Below are 17,335 nucleotides of genomic sequence, written 5' to 3'. Positions count from 1 at the left end.
TTAATAAATCCTAATTAATATATTCAATGCAATGTTACATAAGTATATATAAATATATTTAAGTTATATATAAATATATTTAAGTTATATATAAATATATTTAAGTTATATATAAATATATTTAAGTTATATATAAATATATTTAAGTTATATATAAATATATTTTTATTTTAAAATATGCTATTTCATGTTAGGGTGAAAATGTTTATGTATAATACATATATATTATTTCATAATTTTAATCCTGTGATGTTTTATATATATAACATTCCTATTTATTGGTATGGAGTTATGTATTTATTTATATATAAATATATTTAAGTTATATATAAATATATTTAAGTTATGTATTATTGCATAATTAAATTATGAATTTTAAAAATTTTATTAAATGCATATAATGTTTTCATAAAATTTTAATTTTTAAATAAACTACTTGCATTTATTGAAACATACTAATATTATATTTTTTAAGATGCTTGAAAATTTATTATAATGAAAGATCTTAATATGTTTTTAAAAAAAGATATAAAAAAAAATTATAATTTAAATAAAACTCAAAAAAACATTATATTTTTGTTTTTAGCTCTTTTTGCTTTTTTATTTTTTAAATTTTATTTAAATGTTAATATTGATGTAAAAAATTATGATAAACTTATTCAAGAAGTTAAAATTAATAAAGATATTTCAATAAAAAAAATTATTGAGTTTATTAAAAATAACGAAAACAATATTTATGGGACTTTTGCATCTTTATACTTATCTAAAACATATTTTGAAAAGAACTTGTTATATAATGCTCTACTAATACTACAAAATAATTTAAAATATATACATGATGAACATATTTTAAACATAGTTATTTTAAATATGTCTAAAATACATCTTCAATTAAATAATTACAAAAAATCATTGAAATTAATTAATAACATTAATTTAAAATCTTGGAAAAGTATTAAACATGATTTAAAAGGAAATGTATTTTTTCTATTAAACAATACAGAACAAGCTATTTTGGAATGGAAAAAAAGTATTTATTATCAAATTAGAGAAGAGCTAAAAGAAATAGTACAAATGAAATTAAATAATATCAAATAAAATAAGTATTTATAATATGATTTACAAAATTTTAAATATTATTATAAAAGGTATCAATTATGTCATTTAAAATAGCATTAATTGGAAGAACTAATGTTGGGAAATCTACATTGTTTAATAAATTAGTATCTTTTAATAGTTCGTTAGTTTCCAATAGTCCTAATTTAACTAGAGATCGAAAATATGGATGTTTAAGAATTAAAAATAATAAAATTATTATTATTGATACTGCTGGCATTAACAATAAAAAAAAAATATCGATAAAAATATTAAAAAACAGATAAAATTATCTCTTCAAGAAGCTAATTTAATTTGTTTTTTAGTTAGTGCAAAAGAGGGATTAATGAATGAAGATTATGAAATTGCTAAACAAATTAGACTCTATAACAAAGATGTACTAGTTATTATTAACAAGATAGATGGATTAAATTATAATTTAATTCAATCAGAATTTTTTTCATTAAAATTTCCATATGTACATGCTGTTTCAGCTACCAATGGAATAGGAATAAACAAATTAATAGAAAAATATTTTCTAAATTTTTTTCGTAGTTCTTTGACTCATAATGATAAAAAATCTTATTTTTTTGAAATTTTAGAAAAAGAAAAAGAAAATACACGAGTAAAAAACCACGTCAGTTGTATTAAAATTGCAATTGTTGGAAAACCAAATGTCGGAAAATCAACTTTTGTAAATTATGTTTTAAATGAAAACAGAATGGTAACTGATAACATACCCGGTACTACTAGAGATAATGTTTGGAGTATTGCGTCATATAAAAACAATAATTATATTTTTATTGATACTGCTGGAGTAAGAAAAAAAAATAAAGTTTTTCACTGTATAGAAAAACTTTCAATTAAAAAAACGTTTAACTCAATTAAAATAGCTAATATTGTTATATTAATGCTGGATATCACAAATACAATATCAAATCAGGATATAACATTATTTAATTACATAATTAATAGTGGTTGCGGAATTATAATAGTAATTAATAAATGTGATAAAATTTCTCGAATAGAAAAGAAAATGTTTATAAAATCACAAAAAATGAAGATTATGAATGTTGGAATCATTCATTTTATTTCTTCTATTAACGGATTAGGAATAAATAAAATTTTTGAATCTATTGAAAAGACATTTGAAAATTCTATCAAAGATATTAAACCTTCCAAGTTAACAGAAATTATGGAATTAGCAGTAAAAAATCACAAACCACCTATAATTAAAGGATATAAAATAAAACTTAAATATGCGCATTTAGGAAATAAAAATCCGTTAACTATAATTATACATGGAAAAAACCTTCAATATCTTACAAAAACTTACAAAAAATACTTATTAAATTTTTTTATAAAACGATTAAAATTAACTGGAAATTCTATACATTTCTTTTTCAAAGAAAATAATACTTGCATTTCAAAATAAATGTCTAAGTTTTTAAAATTTATATTTTTAAAATAGTTTGATTCTGATTAAAAACTTTTATTTATTTTGTTTATATTCAAAATAATATTAAAATTGATTTATAGTATACATAGGAATTTCAATTTCTATATCTTGATTTTTAATCCTAGCTTGACAACTTAAGCGACTATCTAATTGTACTCCCCATGCTTTGTCAAGAATATCTTCTTCTTCTTCCTGACATACTGATAAAGAAAAATATCCTTTTCTTACGAAACAATGACATGTGGTACATACACATGCTTTATTACAAGCATGTTCAATATTAACATTATTTCTCAATGCAACTTCTAAAATCGTTTCTCCTTCATTTGCCTGAAAAATTCCACCTTTTGGTAATAATATTTTGTGAGGAAATATTTTAATCTTTGGCATAATGTGCTCTTATAGTTATGTATACATTAAAGTATATAATATGTATGTAACAAATATCTTGTAAATATATTATAGAATAATAATTATTATTTGATATTCAACTTATAAATCTTGTATATATATTAATATAAATAATAAATATGCATTTATTTCAAGTTAATTTTATAATGTGGTTAGTTTTTTTCTATCATATTAAATGTTTTTAATTCATTGAGTTTATATATAGAATTAATAGATATTTTCTTTTTGATGTTAGTAGATTTAATTTTAGCTATAATAGATAAAATTCCATTAACGTCTATTTGAAATTTTACTATAACAATAGTTTTTCCAGCTGGTTTTTTAGGAATATTAGATAATACAAATTTAAACAAAGACTTACATTTTTTTACAGTATTTTCTTCTCCTTGTAAAACATGAATTAATATAGACTCTTGATTATCTTTAAAAGTAGTAAATTCTCTTGTTTGTGAAATAGGAATTTTAGTATTTTTAAAAATTATTTTTTCTACTACACCTCCCATAATCTCAATACCTAACGACAAAGGAACTACGTCTAACAACAAAATATTATTTTTTGTATTTTTTTGGGTCAACATATTAGCTTGTATTGCTGCTCCTACAGCTACAACTTGATCTGGATTAATTGAAAAAAGAGGAGATTGTTTAAAATATTCTTCAACATATCTTCTAATAATAGGAATATATGTAGATCCTCCTACTAAAATAACGTTATCAACGTTTTTTATAGAAATATTAGCAGACTTAAGTGCAGATTGACAAATATTTAATGTTTTTACGATAATAGGTTGAATTAAATTATTAAATTCTACTTGAGTAATTTGGAGTTTTTGTGATTTAAATTTAACAGAAACGCAATTTTCAAAACTTAATTTAATTTTAATTGTTTTAGCTAAATTTAGTAGTTCTTGTTCTAATAGAAAATCATTTGAATTAAATGATAAAAATTTATTTTTAATATAATTTAATAATAAATAGTCAATATCATCTCCTCCTAGATGTGTACTCCCAGCAGTAGATAATACTTCAAAAACATGTTTATTTAAACTAAGAATAGAAACGTCAAATGTTCCTCCTCCTAAGTCATATATGATAATAATTCCTTTATTTTTTAAATGCATACCATAAGCAATAGCTGCTGCTGTCGGTTCGTTTAATAAACGTAACACATGTAAATTTTCTAACTGTGCTATTTTTTTTATGTTGTGTCTTTGTATATCATTAAAATGTGCAGGAACAGTAATTACTACCCCTTCTATGTCTTTTTTAAATAAAGAAACAACACGACGCTTTAGTATACGAAAAATTTGACTGGATACATCAATAACATTTATAGTAGAATTTTTAACTATAAATGAAACGTTTTTTTTTTCTATTTCTTTAAAATTATATGGTAAATAAGGATATAATTGTTTAATTTCTTTTAAAGAAAGTCCAATTAAACGTTTTACTGAAGTAATCGTATTAGTGGGATCATATAAAATTTTATTTTTAGCATTCCATCCAACAACAGGACGAGGAAAGCTATAATTAACGATTGAAGGTAAAAGTTCTCTATTTTCTTTGTCAGTTATAATTAAAATATTTTTTAAAAAGGTTGTGGCTATTAATGAATAAGTTGTTCCAAAATCAATTCCAAAATACATAGTTTTCTTATTTATATTTTTTTTTGAGTTATATTTTATTTTTTTTATTATGGTCATATTTTTCTCATATTAATATTTAATTTTTATATATTTCTAACTTTTTTATTACTTTTATAATTTTTTTATAAAATGAAAATTTATATAATTCTATTGCTGCTAAATTCCATTCTTGTATATTTAACATTAATTCTAAATGCGATAAATGATGTTTTCTTTTACTTTTAAGTTTTTTAAAAAAATGATGTATCTCTAAATTTTTATCAGGAGAATTTTTTAGCATTTCAAGTTTTTCATATAACTCTAATTGTTTATGTAAAAAATTTTTTTTACATATATTATGTTTTTCTTTTTCAAAATCGTATAAATTTAAATATAATAAATGCTTAGCACGTTTAACCGAACTTTTAAGTATTGAATAGCCTTTATTTATATTTATCGACATGTTTAAAAAATCATTTTTTTTAATTTTAGAGAAATCATGATTAATATCAGGATGATATTTTTTTTGTAATTTGTAAAATTTTAGTACAAGTGTTTTTATATTAATTTTGAATAATTCAGGTAAATCAAACAATTTAAAATAGTTCATATATATTCCAAATTATATAAAATTTTTACAATCTTAAGTTTCATTTTAAGCATGTTGAAACAGTTAGCTTCCAACATGCTAGTTATTTTAAATTTTTAAAGCATTATAACAATTTTATTTATCCTTATTTTTGTTTCTGTAATCTGAAATAGCTGCTTTAACAGCATCTTCAGCTAAAATGGAACAATGTATTTTTACTGGAGGTAAATCTAATTCTTCTGCTATGCTAACGTTTTTAATTTTTTCAGCTTCTGATAAGGATTTTCCTATAATCCATTCTGTAATTAAAGAGCTAGAAGCTATAGCTGATCCACATCCATAAGTTTTAAAACATGCATCTTTGATGATTTCATCATCGTCTACTTTTATTTGCAATTTCATTACATCTCCACATGCTGGAGCACCTACTAAACCACTTCCGATGTTAGAATCTAAATTTGAAAATGAACCTACGTTTCTCGGATTTTCATAATGATCTAATACTTTTTTACTATAAGCCATTTTTTTTCCTTTACATATGTTAATCATAAGTCCAATTTACAGTATCTAAATTTATTCCAGATTTAAACATTTCCCAAAGAGGTGATAAATTTCTTAGTCGATCGATCGCTTTATGTACTAATTCAATAGTATAATTTATTTCTGAAATAGTAGTATAACGACCTATTGAAAAGCGAATAGAGCTATGAGCTAATTCATCTTTTAAACCTAAAGCTCGAAGTACATATGATGGTTCTAAACTTTCTGAAGTACATGCTGAACCTGATGATATAGCTATCTCTTTTAACGCCATAATCAAAGATTCACCTTCTACGTAATTAAAACTTATATTTAAGATGTGAGGTATTCCAAATTTAAAGTTACTATTTAAATGTATTTCTTCAATTTTTTTAAGACCATCCCACAAACGATTACGAAGATTAGTTATATATACATAGTCGGTATTAATATTTTTTTTAGCAAGACGATATGCTTCACCCATCCCTACAATTTGATGTACTGGTAAAGTACCTGATCTCATACCTCTTTCATGCCCTCCTCCATGTATTTGTGAAGATAATCTAACGCGAGGTTTTCGTCGAACGTATAGAGCTCCAATCCCTTTAGGTCCATATATTTTATGTGCGGAAAATGACATTAAATCTATTTTTGTTTTTTTTAAATCAATATGTAATTTTCCTATACTTTGTGCAGCATCAACATGAAATAAAATTCCGTATTTATTACAGATTTTAGAAATATTTTTTATATCTTGTATTATTCCAGTTTCATTATTTACATGCATGATAGAAACAAGTATTGTTTCTTTGCAAATATTTTTTATAATATCTTTTAAATCAATTATTCCATTTTTTAATGGATTAAGATATGTTACCCGAAAACCTTTATTTTCTAAATATTTACAAGTATCCAAAACAGCTTTGTGTTCTGTTTTACTTGTAATTATATGATTTCCTTTTCTTTTGTAAAAATCAGAAACTCCTTTAATTGCTAAATTATTAGATTCAGTAGCACCTGATGTAAAGATTATTTCTCGAGAATCAGCGTTGATTAACTCAGAAATTTGATTTCTTGCAATATCAACTGCTTCTTCTGCTTTCCATCCAAATTGATGTGAACGAGAAGCAGGATTTCCAAACGTGCCTTCTAATGTTAAAAATTTTGTCATTTTTTCCATTACTTTTTTATTGACAGGTGTGGTTGCAGCATAATCTAAATAAATAGGAATTTTCATTACATATTACCTATATGGTTGCAATTTCAAAATAAGTTTTTAGTTCTTTTTAGTAATTAATTTTCAAATTAAGTTGTATTATGAAAAATAAAATATTTAAAAGTAAATTGTTTTTAATATAAATTATGTCGAAATAATTATTTTAAATATATTAACAAAAATAAATATTAATTTATAAATAGAAGATATTATGGACTTGATTAATATTTCTTAGTATACTGAAGATATAATTTTTTTAAATTGTATTAATTAATTTTAATATCTAAATTGGGGGTGTAGTTCAAATGGTAGAGCATCGGTCTCCAAAACCGAATGTTAGGGGTTCGACTCCCTTCACCCCTGAAAATTATATAATGTTATTTTCAATGATTTTTAAATTTTTGTAATTCTAATTGTAATATTTTTAATAGATTAAATTAATTATAACATTTAGTTTTGTTTTAAATAATAACGTTTATAAAGTACATTTTAATAATACTAATACATTATCTTTAAAAATATTTGATTTTTAATTTCTATATAGAATCCCTTTCTTTTCAACAAATACATTTTTATAAAAATTATAGAATTTAAAATAATAATTTTATTTCTTTTGTAAAAAAATCGTTTAAGGAAAAATTATGCCACGATATCGTTCTTCAACGACTACTCAGGGACGAAATATGGCAGGAGCAAGATCATTGTGGAAAGCTACAGGAATGACAGATTTAGATTTTAAAAAACCAATTATTGCTGTTGTTAATTCTTTCACCGAATTTGTACCTGGTCATATTCATTTACGAGAATTAGGGAAATTGGTATCTAACGTAATTCAATCGGAAGGTGGTGTAGCTAAAGAATTTAATACTATTGCTATAGATGATGGAATTGCTATGGGACATTCTGGAATGTTATATTCTCTTCCATCTCGTGAATTAATAGCAGATTCTGTAGAATACATGATTAATGCGCACTGTGTAGATGCTATGATTTGTATTTCTAATTGTGATAAAATCACACCAGGTATGTTAATGGCAGCTTTACGTTTAAATATTCCATGTGTATTTGTTTCTGGTGGACCTATGGAATCAGGAAAGATTTCTATAGAAGAAAAAATAAAAAAGATAAATTTAGTTGATGCAATTGTATATAGTGCTAATTCTGAATATTCTGAAACTATAATACATGATATTGAAAATTCTGCTTGTCCTACTTGTGGTTCTTGTTCTGGTTTATTTACTGCTAATTCTATGAATTGTCTTACTGAAGCATTAGGATTATCATTACCTGGAAATGGAACATTGTTAGCTACTCATTTAGATAGAAAAAATTTATTTATTCAATCTGGAAAGTTAATAGTTAAAATTACTCAAGATTATTATAAAAATAATAATATAAATATATTACCTCGGAATATTGCTTCGAGAGAAGCTTTTTTAAATGCTATGTCTCTAGATATTTCTATGGGAGGATCAACAAATACTATTTTACATTTATTGGCAATTGCTCAAGAAGGTGCGATTAACTTTAAGATGTTAGATATTGATATTTTATCTAAAACAATACCAAATTTGTGTAAGATAGCCCCTAATAGTTCTGAATATTATATGGAAGATTTTCATCGTGCGGGAGGGGTAATGGGTTTACTCTCAGAATTAAATCGCATTCATTTACTAAATAAAAATACATATAATATTCTTGGATTAGATTTAGAATCTATGTTAAATGAGTATGATATTTTACAAACAAAAAATAAAGAAGTTCGTAAAATGTTTCGTGCAGGACCATTAGGAAAGAGAACAATACAACCTTTTAGCCAAAAACATAGATGGAAAAAATTAGATACAGATCGTGAACATGGATGTATTAGATCTTATAAATTCGCATTTAGTACTGATGGTGGTTTAGCTGTATTATATGGAAACCTTGCTAAAAATGGTTGTGTTGTTAAAACTGCTGGAGTTGACAAAAATAATTTAATATTTAGAGGACAAGCAATAGTTTTCGAAAGTCAAGAAGATTCGGTAAAAGCAATTCTAAGTGGAAAAGTCAAAAAAGGTCATGTTATTGTAATTCGATATGAAGGACCTAAAGGAGGTCCTGGAATGCAAGAAATGTTGTATCCTACTACTTATTTAAAATCAATGGGATTAGATAAACATTGTGCTTTAGTAACTGATGGTCGGTTTTCTGGTGGTACTTCTGGTTTATCTATTGGACATGTTTCTCCTGAAGCAGCTAATTTAGGTATTATTGCTTTAGTTAAAAATAATGATTTTATAAATATAAATATTCCTGATCGCATTATACATTTAGATGTTAGTTCATATGAATTGTCAAAAAGAATTAATAATGAACAAAAAAGAGGAAGAAATTCATATACTCCTACATGTAGAAAACGTGTTGTATCCTCTTCTTTAAAAATATATGCATTTTTTGCTACTAGTGCTGATCAGGGTGCTATTAGAAAAATATAATTTTAATATAGAATGTTCAAATTGTTAATGATTTGATTTAAATTTTTGCTTTTTAAAGTGTATTTATTTTTTTAATTATATTAAATTATTGAGATTTTATGAAAAATTATTTTAATTCACTGAATTTTCGTCAAAAATTAATCAATTTACAAACTTGTAAATTAATAAAAAAATGTTGTATTTCTGAAAAAAATAATATTTTAAAAGGAAAAAACATCGTTATCGTTGGATGTGGCTCTCAAGGTTTGAATCAAGGATTGAATATGCGTGATTCTGGTTTACAAGTTTCTTATGCACTTCGAAAAGATTCTATCTTAAAAAAAAATAAATCATGGACTAATGCTTTTGAAAATAATTTTTTTATTGGAACATATAAAGATCTTGTTCCCAAAGCAGATTTGGTTATAAATTTAACTCCTGATAAACAACATTATGAAGTTGTTAAATTTTTACAAATGTGTATGAAAAAAAATTCTGTTCTTGGTTTTTCTCATGGATTTAACATTGTTGAATTAGGTCAATTAATACGAAGTGATATTACAGTAGTTATGGTTGCTCCTAAATGTCCGGGAACAGAAGTTCGAGAAGAATATAAGCGAGGTTTTGGTGTTCCTGCTTTAATTGCTGTACATTCTAAAAATGATCCGAATAAAATTGGATTAGAAATAGCTAAATCTTGGGCTATTTCAATTGGAAGTCATCACGCTGGAATTTTATATTCTTCTTTTATTGCAGAAGTAAAATCAGATTTGATGGGGGAACAAACGATTTTATGTGGAATGTTGTATTCTGCTTCTTTAGTGTGTTATGAACAATTAGTTCGTCAAGGACATAATGAAAATTATGCAGGGAAACTTATTCAATCTGGTTGGGAAGTAATTTCAGAATCTTTAAAACATGGTGGAATCACATTAATGTTAGATAGATTATCTAATACTGCTAAAATAAGAGTCTGTAAACTTTCTGATAAGTTAAAAAAAATTTTTTCACCATTATTTAGAAAGCATATGGATGACATTATTTCAGGTGAATTTTCTAAAAATATGATTGATGACTGGAAAGATGACGATAGAAAGTTGAAAGCATGGAGATTAAACACCAAAAATACCAGTTTTGAACAATGTGGAAGTTATAACCAAGTGATATCAGATCAAGAATATTTTGAAAATGGATTGCTGATGATTGCTATATTAAAATGTGGTATTGAATTATCATTTGAAATTATGGTTGAAACTGGAATAAGAGAAGAATCTGCATATTATGAATCTTTACATGAATTACCTTTGATAGCTAATACTATTGCTCGAAAACGTTTATATGAAATGAATTTAGTTATATCAGATACTGCTGAGTATGGGAGTTATCTCTTTTCACAGTCTGCTATACCTCTGCTTGAAAAATTTATGTATACATTAAAACCGGGCGATTTAGGTAGTAAAATCCCTGACATAAAAATAGATAATACAATTTTAAGTCAAACTAATTATAAGATTAGAAATCATTCTATAGAAATTATTGGAAGAAAATTAAGAAAATATATGAAAAATATGAAACCTATTAATTTCAAATAAGAATATTGAAGTTTTTAAAATTTTATTAGAAATTTAAAATTTTATGGTTATTTTATAAAATTTTAATTATTTAAAATACTATTTGTTATAAATATTATTATGGATTTAAATATTAATCAAAATAAAGCTATTCATTATATTTCTGGACCATGTTTAATTTTAGCGGGAGCAGGATCAGGAAAAACACAAGTAATTATAAATAAAATTATTTATTTGATTAGTAAATGTAATGTTAACCCAAATAATATTGTTTCTATTACTTTTACTAATAAAGCTGCAAATGAGATGAAAAATAGAATTTCTCGAAAGTTATCTCCTAAAATTTCTAAGAAAATTACTATTTCTACTTTTCATATGTTAGGATTAAAAATTATTAAATCTGAATTAAATTATTTTCGTGTTCAATCTAATTTTTCAATTTTTGATGATAAAGATCGAATAGCTGTTTTAAGTAGTATTATAAAAAAAAAAGATAAAATATTTCTTAAAGCGTTTTGTAAAATTATCTCCAATTGGAAAAATACATTAGTTGATTTTCGAAATGCACAAATGCGTTCTAAATCCACTTTAGAAAAATTGTGTGCTTATTATTATGAGTTATATGAATCGTATCTTAAATCACGAAATGTATTAGATTTAGATGATTTAGTTTTTTTACCTACATTACTATTACAACAAAATAATAAGTTAAGATTAAAATGGGGAAAAAAAATAAAATATTTATTAGTCGATGAATATCAAGATACTAATACTGTTCAATATGAATTAATAAAGTTATTAAGTCAATATCATTCTAACTTTACTTTAGTTGGAGATGATGATCAATCTATTTATTCATGGAGAGGAGCTAGATTAAAAAATTTTTCATTACTAAAATTAGATTATCCTGAATTACATGTGATAAAATTGGAACATAATTATCGTTCTTCAGGAAGAATTTTGAAGGTAGCTAATTTTTTAATAAACAATAATTATCATTTTTTTAAAAAAAAGTTATTTTCTAATTTAGAATATGGACCCATTATTAATATAATATCTGCCAAAAATAATGAAGAAGAATCTGAATTAATATCTAAAAAAATTTTGCTTCATAAATCTTTAAATATAACTCAATATCAAGATTATGCCATATTATACCGAAATAATAGCCAAGTAAAAATATTTGAAAAAAATTTTATAAATGCACAAATTCCATATCGTGTCATTTCTAATTCATCTTTTTTTTCTCGTCCTGAAATTAAAGTTTTATTAGCTTATTTAAAATTAATACTTAATCCTAATAATGACATTGCTTTTTTAAAAATAATTAATTTTCCTCCACGAGGAATAGGAAATATTACATTAAATAGACTGAAAGAATGGAGTAAAGCAAAACAAAAAAGTTTATTTTGTTCTAGCAGTGATATTATATTAAAAGATGTTTTGACCGTCCGTAGTATACATGCATTAAAAAATTTTGTAACGTTAATTGAAAAATTAAAGAAAAATATTTTTATTAATCCTCTAGAAACATTAAACACTTTCATGTTTGATATAAAATATGATAAATGGTTATTGAAAACTGTTAAAGATGTAAAATTATATCAATTAATTATAAAAAATATACGTATGCTTTTAAATTGTATTTCTAGATTAATATATAATTTTAATAATACTGATAAATCTTTGTTTGAAATAATTAATCAATTTATTCTTGAAAATGAATTATATGATTCCGACATTATTGAAGAAGATAAAGTTCAATTAATGACATTACATGCTTCTAAAGGATTAGAATTTTCGTATGTATTTATAATAGGCATGGAAGAAGGTATTTTGCCGCATTATACTTCTATAAGTGACAATATAGATGAAGAAAGACGATTAACTTATGTAGGAATAACTAGAGCAAAAAAAGAACTCTGTTTGAGTTATTCTAGAGTTCGTACTCAGTATGGAACAGTAACGAATACTAAACCTAGTCGATTTTTGTTAGAATTACCTCAAGGCGATGTTCTATGGTATACAAAAGATATTTAAATTTTATTATAACTGAAAAACATATTTTACATAAAAATTTACATAGCAATTTTAAATATATTTATTAATATTTATATATTAGTAGTCATATTTAATAGTATACTATTTTAGCTATATAATTTATTTATATAAATTATATTTATTAAGTTTTGTTAAGGTTAGATATGCAAGAAAATATAATTAATTTAACTAAAGAAAATTTTCATGAACAAGTTTTCAATTCTGATCGTTTTGTATTAGTTGATTTTTGGGCTGATTGGTGTAATCCATGTAAACTATTAATTCCTATTTTAGAAGAAATTTCTAAAGAATATAGTGATCGTTTGTTAGTTTCAAAAATCAATATTGATTCTTATCCTAGCATTGCGTCAAAATATTCTGTTAAAAGTATTCCTACGTTATTATTATTTAACAAGGGAGAAGTGATATCTACTAAAATTGGTGCTTTATCTAAATATCAATTAAAAAATTTTTTAGATATTTATTTGAAATAAAATTAATAATCATATTGTTATTTTAAATGATTATTTTTTAAAATTATAGATTTAATACTGCCTTTGTGGTAGTATTAAATGTTTCTTAAAATTTTAAAACATTATATAAAATTATTTAATTTCTAATAAAGTGTTATAACCATTTTATTTAATATGTCAAATATCATTTCGAAATCGATTCTGATTTTACTAAGAACCTATCATTATGAATCTTACTGCATTAAAAAATATACCAGTTTCTGAATTAATTATTCTTGGTGATAATGCGGGATTGGAAAATTTAGCACGTATGAGAAAGCAAGATATTATTTTTTCCATATTAAAGCAACACGCAAAAAGTGGAGAAGATATATTTGGAGACGGTGTATTAGAAATTTTACAAGATGGATTTGGTTTTTTACGCTCTTCTGACAGTTCATATTTAGCTGGTCCTGACGACATTTATGTATCTCCTAGTCAAATTCGAAGGTTTAATTTAAGGACTGGTGATACTATTTCTGGAAAAATACGTCCTCCAAAAGAGGGGGAGAGATATTTTGCATTGTTAAAAGTTAATGAAGTAAATTATGAAAAACCAGAAAATGCTAGAGGTAAAATTTTGTTTGAAAATTTAACTCCTTTACATGCTAATTCTCGTTTAAGAATGGAAAGAGGAAATGGTTCTACTGAAGATTTAACAGCTCGTGTATTAGATTTAGCATCTCCTATAGGAAGAGGACAAAGAGGTTTAATTGTAGCCCCTCCAAAAGCAGGTAAAACAATGCTTTTACAAAATATAGCACAGAGTATTGCTTACAACCACCCTGATTGTGTATTAATGGTTTTGCTTATAGATGAAAGACCAGAAGAAGTAACTGAAATGTGTAGATTAGTTAAAGGAGAAGTAGTAGCATCTACGTTTGATGAACCAGCTTCTAGACATGTTCAAGTGGCAGAGATGGTCATAGAGAAAGCAAAAAGATTAGTTGAACATAAGAAAGATGTTATAATATTATTAGATTCTATTACAAGATTGGCAAGAGCTTATAATACTGTAGTTCCTGCATCTGGAAAAGTTTTAACAGGTGGAGTAGACGCAAATGCTTTACATCGTCCGAAGCGATTTTTTGGAGCAGCTCGAAATGTAGAAGAAGGGGGTAGTTTGACTATTATAGCTACAGCGTTAATTGATACAGGTTCAAAAATGGATGAGGTGATTTATGAAGAATTTAAGGGTACTGGAAATATGGAATTACCTCTTTCAAGAAAAATAGCAGAAAAGCGTGTTTTTCCAGCTATTGATTATAATCGATCAGGAACAAGAAAAGAAGAATTATTAACACAACCGGATGAACTTAAAAAAATGTGGATTTTAAGAAAAATTATTCATCCTATGGGAGAAATTGATGCTATGGAGTTTTTGATAAATAAATTAGCAATGACTAAGACAAATAGTGAATTTTTTGATATGATGAAACGATCATAATTTATTTTTATGATAATTTTTTATTGTATTTTAAAATTATATAATTTTACTTGTATGATTTAAATTTGTTTAAACATATAATTTATTTATTTTTATAAAATCAGAGTTTTATTCAAATAATAACAAAAAATATTACTTAAACATATTTTTTTGAAAATTTATAAATTTCTTTAAAATTTCTAAAATTTATTTAACTTTGATAATTAAATGATTTAAAAATTGATAACTTTTAAAAAAAAGCTGGACATTATAAAGAAATACTCATAATATTAAATTTTCTGATATTTTATTATAGCGTTCGTAGCTCAGCTGGATAGAGCGCTACCCTCCGAAGGTAGAGGTCTCAGGTTCAAGTCCTGTCGAGCGCAAAGATTCAAATAAATTGTTAAATTAAAACTAATTTTTATTTATAAAAATATGGTGACCATAACTCAGTTGGTAGAGTCCTGGATTGTGATTCCAGATGTCATGGGTTCGAGACCCATTGGTCACCCATAATTTCTTTATTTTTATATTTTATATTATATAAATATAAAATATCGCGGTGAGTAGCGCAGTTTGGTAGCGCAACTGGTTTGGGACCAGTAGGTCAGAGGTTCAAATCCTCTCTCACCGAGAGTATAATTATTATAAATTGATTTAATTCTGAAGACTAATTTTATAAGTGTAATAAAATTTTAATTTTTAAGATTTTTTAAAATATGCTTGAAAAAATTTTAACATTAAGTGTTTTTATATGTAGAATTTTGTGGTACGTGATTTTTATATAAAATATAGTTATTAAACATTAAAAAATTTTCTTAAATATATAATGTTTAGTTATTTCAATGTGTTGTATTATGTGTTTTGCATTGATTTTTAATAATGTTATTTTAAATAAAATTAAAATTCTATTATTTCATTAGATTGTTCTAAAAATGATTCCTCTAATACTTTCCAAAAAATCTTCTTTGTTCGAACACAAATCCATTGGTATTTTTTATATTTAAAATGATATCCAGATTTTTTGGTAGCTAGCCAGATTTGATTAAGTGCTTCTTTTTGATTAATAATGATTTTACTTTTGTTTTCAAAAGTTATTATCATCATATTGTAATTTATTTCACAATCAATGTCTGATTTACTATGAAAATTTTCAATTTTTTTTTCAATAGAATTAAATAATTTTTCAGCTAATTCATGAAATTTAAAATGTTTCATTATTTTTTAAAACATATGAGTTTTATTAAAATTAAACCATAACACTTTTATAAAAATAATACAAAAATAATTCCAAGTTAAACATTTTGATTTTTAAAGGTAAAATATTTTAAATATATTATTTTAAATCAAAGTAATATATAAAATTTTTATTGAACTTTAATTTTTAGATAGTACAATTTATTATACTATCAATAAAGTTAAATGTTAATAATGTTAATTAAAAAAAAGATAAAATTTTCCAAAATGCATGGTTTGGAAAACGATTTTATAATTCTGGATAATATAGACAATAATATTTTTCTTACTTCTAAAACTATAAAACGTTTGTCAAATCGTTATACTGGTATTGGTTTTGATCAATTGTTATTATTAGAATCTTCTAAAAAAAAAATATTGATTTTCATTATCGAATTTTTAACGCTAATGGTTTTGAAGTATCTCAATGTGGAAATGGAGCTCGATGTTTGGCTTTATTTTTATTCTTAAATGGTTATTCAAGAAAAAAAACAATTTATGTTAGTACTCAAAATAGAGTAATTATTTTATATATTTTAAAAAACCATAATATTTGTGTAGATATGGGTATACCAATTTTTAATCCAAAATATATTCCTTATATAAATACTAATCATCAAAAATTCTATTCTGTATCTATTTTAAAGAGAATTATAAAATATTACGTTGTCTCAATGGGAAATCCTCATTGTGTTGTAATTGTAGAAAATGTAAAAAAATATCCAGTAGAACAAATTGGATCCACTTTAAGTACATATAAACTATTTCCTGAAGGAACAAATGTAATTTTTATGCAAATTATTTCAAAAACACATATTGTTCTTAGAGTATATGAAAGAGGGGTGGGAGAAACTAGATCATGTGGAAGTGGTGCTTGTGCTGCTGTCGCGATTGGCATTAAGCACAATATGTTATTTAATGAAGTACATGTTGATTTAGTAGGTGGACAGTTAAAAGTTAACTGGAATGGAAATTCAAATAGTTTATATATGACTGGATCAGCAACACATGTTTATAGTGGATATTTTTATATGTAACATTGATATTATGTTTTAAATAAAAAATTTTGTCAGTAAAATTGTTTTGTTTTATTTAAATTTTTGCATATTTAAAATTTTAAATGCAATGTTAAATAAAAATAAATTTCAATATTTAAAAACTTGTTTCATTAAAAATG

14 protein-coding genes, 4 tRNA genes and 1 pseudogene are annotated in these 17,335 nt (G+C 24.0%); 13 read left to right on the top strand and 6 right to left on the bottom strand.

The window, feature by feature from the left end; translation table 11 throughout:
• The first annotated feature begins 495 nt into the window (after positions 1-495).
• Genes U0T63_02810 through der form a run of 3 tightly spaced genes read left to right on the top strand, consistent with a single transcriptional unit; the run spans position 496 to position 2,530 of the window.
• The gene (locus U0T63_02810) at positions 496-1,098 is read left to right on the top strand and encodes a tetratricopeptide repeat protein (protein XBC39241.1); all 603 of its coding nucleotides are present in this window, start codon (positions 496-498) and stop codon (positions 1,096-1,098) included.
• A gap of 59 nt (positions 1,099-1,157) precedes the next feature.
• Positions 1,158-1,382 carry a GTPase gene (locus tag U0T63_02805; GenBank protein XBC39240.1) on the top strand — a complete coding sequence of 75 codons (225 nt, stop codon included), beginning with the start codon at positions 1,158-1,160 and terminating at the stop codon, positions 1,380-1,382.
• Entirely contained in the window at positions 1,355-2,530 is a 1,176-nt protein-coding gene (gene der, locus U0T63_02800) for a ribosome biogenesis GTPase Der (GenBank protein ID XBC39510.1), read from the top strand. Before U0T63_02805 ends, der begins: the two co-directional genes overlap by 28 nt.
• Positions 2,531-2,617: 87 nt before the next feature.
• Here der and fdx read toward each other — a convergent pair whose 3' ends face one another.
• The 5 genes from fdx to U0T63_02775 form a co-directional block, all read right to left on the bottom strand.
• A complete protein-coding gene (fdx, locus tag U0T63_02795; GenBank protein XBC39239.1) occupies positions 2,618-2,944 on the bottom strand; it encodes an ISC system 2Fe-2S type ferredoxin in 327 nt (108 codons plus the stop codon).
• A 173-nt stretch (positions 2,945-3,117) separates the two neighbouring features.
• Positions 3,118-4,668: a Fe-S protein assembly chaperone HscA gene (gene hscA / locus U0T63_02790; protein XBC39238.1), complete on the bottom strand. Its 1,551-nt coding sequence runs from the start codon at positions 4,666-4,668 to the stop codon at positions 3,118-3,120.
• Positions 4,669-4,687: 19 nt separating this feature from the next.
• Positions 4,688-5,200 (bottom strand): Fe-S protein assembly co-chaperone HscB, encoded by a 513-nt coding sequence (gene hscB / locus U0T63_02785; GenBank protein ID XBC39237.1) that lies wholly within the window; start codon positions 5,198-5,200, stop codon positions 4,688-4,690.
• A 114-nt stretch (positions 5,201-5,314) separates the two neighbouring features.
• Positions 5,315-5,701, bottom strand: a complete 387-nt coding sequence (iscU, locus tag U0T63_02780) for a Fe-S cluster assembly scaffold IscU (GenBank protein ID XBC39236.1) — start codon at positions 5,699-5,701, stop codon at positions 5,315-5,317.
• A 19-nt stretch (positions 5,702-5,720) separates the two neighbouring features.
• Positions 5,721-6,935 (bottom strand): IscS subfamily cysteine desulfurase, encoded by a 1,215-nt coding sequence (locus tag U0T63_02775; GenBank protein ID XBC39235.1) that lies wholly within the window; start codon positions 6,933-6,935, stop codon positions 5,721-5,723.
• Between the two features lie 269 nt (positions 6,936-7,204).
• Between U0T63_02775 and U0T63_02770 the strand changes: the two genes are divergently transcribed.
• The 9 genes from U0T63_02770 (at position 7,205) to U0T63_02730 (ending at position 15,556) form a co-directional block, all read left to right on the top strand.
• A tRNA-Trp gene (locus U0T63_02770) sits at positions 7,205-7,277 on the top strand.
• Positions 7,278-7,555: 278 nt separating this feature from the next.
• Positions 7,556-9,391 carry a dihydroxy-acid dehydratase gene (gene ilvD / locus U0T63_02765; GenBank protein XBC39234.1) on the top strand — a complete coding sequence of 612 codons (1,836 nt, stop codon included), beginning with the start codon at positions 7,556-7,558 and terminating at the stop codon, positions 9,389-9,391.
• 98 nt (positions 9,392-9,489) lie between these two features.
• Positions 9,490-10,962 carry a ketol-acid reductoisomerase gene (gene ilvC, locus U0T63_02760; GenBank protein ID XBC39233.1) on the top strand — a complete coding sequence of 491 codons (1,473 nt, stop codon included), beginning with the start codon at positions 9,490-9,492 and terminating at the stop codon, positions 10,960-10,962.
• 99 nt (positions 10,963-11,061) lie between these two features.
• Positions 11,062-12,981, top strand: coding sequence for a UvrD-helicase domain-containing protein (locus U0T63_02755; protein XBC39232.1), 1,920 nt, complete (start codon positions 11,062-11,064; stop codon positions 12,979-12,981).
• 164 nt (positions 12,982-13,145) lie between these two features.
• Positions 13,146-13,475, top strand: coding sequence for a thioredoxin (gene trxA, locus U0T63_02750; GenBank protein XBC39231.1), 330 nt, complete (start codon positions 13,146-13,148; stop codon positions 13,473-13,475).
• Between the two features lie 205 nt (positions 13,476-13,680).
• Positions 13,681-14,940, top strand: a complete 1,260-nt coding sequence (gene rho, locus U0T63_02745) for a transcription termination factor Rho (GenBank protein ID XBC39230.1) — start codon at positions 13,681-13,683, stop codon at positions 14,938-14,940.
• Positions 14,941-15,234: 294 nt separating this feature from the next.
• Positions 15,235-15,308 (top strand) — tRNA-Arg (locus U0T63_02740).
• 52 nt (positions 15,309-15,360) lie between these two features.
• Positions 15,361-15,433, top strand: a tRNA-His gene (locus U0T63_02735).
• 49 nt (positions 15,434-15,482) lie between these two features.
• Positions 15,483-15,556 (top strand) — tRNA-Pro (locus U0T63_02730).
• A 266-nt stretch (positions 15,557-15,822) separates the two neighbouring features.
• Here U0T63_02730 and cyaY read toward each other — a convergent pair.
• On the bottom strand, positions 15,823-16,140 hold the full coding sequence (cyaY, locus tag U0T63_02725; protein ID XBC39229.1) for an iron donor protein CyaY: 318 nt from the start codon (positions 16,138-16,140) through the stop codon (positions 15,823-15,825).
• Positions 16,141-16,371: 231 nt separating this feature from the next.
• Between cyaY and dapF the strand changes: the two are divergent.
• Positions 16,372-17,195 (top strand): annotated as a pseudogene (gene dapF / locus U0T63_02720) (diaminopimelate epimerase).
• Positions 17,196-17,335 lie beyond the last annotated feature (140 nt).

The organism is Buchnera aphidicola (Nurudea shiraii) (assembly GCA_039829955.1).
Lineage (GTDB): Bacteria > Pseudomonadota > Gammaproteobacteria > Enterobacterales > Enterobacteriaceae > Buchnera_B > Buchnera_B aphidicola_AY.
This window is presented reverse-complemented; position numbering and strand designations above follow the sequence as displayed.